2 protein-coding genes are annotated in these 2,555 nt (G+C 41.0%); both read left to right on the top strand.

Annotated elements, in window-relative coordinates:
* Positions 1–2,006: ATP-binding protein (locus Q1W14_RS21735; RefSeq protein WP_300704965.1), on the top strand; the 2,006-nt coding region annotated here is incomplete at its 5' end.
* Positions 2,007–2,135: 129 nt separating this feature from the next.
* Positions 2,136–2,555 (top strand): ROK family protein (locus Q1W14_RS21730; protein ID WP_300704964.1); only part of this gene is annotated, 420 nt, incomplete at its 3' end.

Genomic DNA, 2,555 nt, shown 5'->3' with positions numbered 1-2,555 from the left:
CTCTTTTCTTTACACCCTCTTTTGACTTTTCCAAAAGTGCACCGGTCGAATTGATATTCACAGACTTTAAATTACCTTATGAGTCGGTAAAAGCAGGAGTAGCCGGTTCGCCATTGACGGCGGGTATCAATGATACCAAGTCTCTGAAACTGAAATACAATCAGAATTCTTTCTCTATCTCTTTTTCGGCTATCAATTTTGTTTCTCCACATAAAATCAGGTATGAATACAGGCTGAAAGACCATGAGCGGCAGTGGCATCACAGGGATGTGGCTCAAAGTGTGGGCTATATGGATCTTCCTCCCGGAAAATATACTTTTGAATTGCGTGCATTCGATAAATATACCCAGCAACAGGTTGGCGAACGTTCGGTAGAAATTTCTATCGATCATCCGCTTTGGGCATCCTGGTGGGCCATAGCGATCTATCTGATTTTGCTTGTGATATTAGGTTATTTCTTTTTCCAGTTCAGACGGCAAAGGGTGCGGGAGAATAAAATCAGGGAACGGATTCATTCGTTTATAGGGGTTGCCCATGATATACGCACTCCGGTAACATTGATAAAAGCTCCGCTGAGTGAACTTGAAGAACGGGGTGACTTGCCTGAGGAGAGTAAGAAGAAATTGGCAATTGCAGTGAAGAATGCGGAGAAGCTTTTTTCGATGATTACTCAGTTGCTGGAATTGCAAAAGGTGGAAGCACACCCGGAATATCTTGAAGTGGCATTATATAATGTAAAGGCGTACATGGAAGATAGATTGTCTGCTTTCCGTATGGCTGCAGTCCAAAAGGAGATAGAGCTTTATCTGGAGGTAGAACCGGGAATGCCTGAGGTATGGCTGGACAAGAACAAGATGGATCATATAATGGATAATCTGCTTTCTAATGCTTTGAAGTATACAGAGAAAGGTTCCATAGGTATTGTAGTGAGACAGACTAAAAACAAATGGATTGTTGAAGTAAGGGATACAGGAGTCGGTATTCCTGCAGAAGAACAGAAGAATATCTTTAATGAGTATTATCGTGCTAAGAATGTGGTAGACTCTCAGGAACAGGGCATCGGCATTGGTCTGATGATTACTTCCCGCATTATCAAGCAACATCATGGTAAGATAGAATTCAGCAGTATAGAGAATAAAGGGACTACGTTCACTGTTGCATTTCCCAAGAAACTACGATCGGGTATGGTGGTTGTGGCGAAGGAGGATTTACCGGAAGTAACGTCTCCTGATGTTTCATCTCAGGAGGAGGATGACAAGACGGATAAAAATATTCTGTTGCTGGCCGAGGATGATAAAGATATGCGTGAGTATCTGACGGACAGCTTGTCTTCCGAATATAAGGTAATCAGTGTACCCGATGGAGGAAAGGCATTGGATATGGCGAGGGAAATTAATCCGGATATTATTATTTCGGATATCATAATGCCTGTAATCCAGGGGGATGAGTTGTGCCGGATCTTGAAATCTTCTGTTGAGACCAGTCATATCCCTGTGATTTTGTTAACCGCCCTTTGTGAAAGAGAGAATATTATATTAGGATTGGAATCCGGGGCAAATGACTATATCATTAAACCTTTCGACCTGTCTGTGTTAAAAGTAAGGCTTCGTAATATACTTCAGAACAGGCAACATCTCAGGGACACCGTCCTATCTTCGGATATACCTGTCAATGAAGTAGATTATAGTAGCCAGTTGGATAAAGAATTCTTAGATAATGCTATGGCAGCTATTGATGAGAATATGACTAATCCGGAATTCTCAATCAATGACTTCTGTCGTGCGTTAGGTATGAGTCGTACATCCGTTTATAATAAGATAAAAACTTTGACAGGGCAAGGGCCTAATGATTTTATCCGTATTGTGCGGCTGAATAAATCGAAAGAGCTTTTGCTTTCACAGAAATACTCAATAGGAGAAGTGGCATCCATGGTTGGCTTTTCAGACCCCAAATATTTCAGTACGTGCTTTAAAAAACAGTTTGGCACAAGCCCCAGCAAATTTTAGAGTATAAAAACTGTATTTAAACTTAAGTGGATAAGTAGCGAACCTTTTTTGTTAAAGAATCAACTTTCGTTTCCTTGATTGTGCGTAATATTGTGGTCAATAGTAACCTTCTAAAAATGCAGATAAAAAATGGAAACGTATTTAGGCCTGGATTTGGGCGGAACTAAATTATTGATTGGCGAAATTGATAGTCGCGGCAATATCTTGAGGTACAAAAAATATGACTCCGGATATTTTAACCAACAAGCAGCGCTGGATATTATCAAACTATCACTGGATGATTATATCAAAACCGTAGGATGGTATGATAAGAAACCTTTGGCCATGGGAGTGGGATTGATCGGACGGGTAGATCCTAATCAGGGTATCTGGTTGCAGATAGATCCCAGCAGGACGCAACCTATTGCTTTGGCTAAGGAATTAGCGGATATTTATGGCATTCCCTGCCATATAGATAATGATGTGAAAAGTGCCACGCGTGCCGAACGTGTGTGGGGCTTCGGGCAAATTTCCAAAAACTTCATCTATTTAAATATAGGAACGGGTATT

This window comes from Bacteroides sp. (assembly GCF_030151085.1).
Classification (GTDB): Bacteria; Bacteroidota; Bacteroidia; order Bacteroidales; family Bacteroidaceae; genus Bacteroides.
The sequence above is the reverse complement of the archived record's forward strand: the minus strand, read 5'-3'. Positions and strand labels throughout refer to the sequence as shown.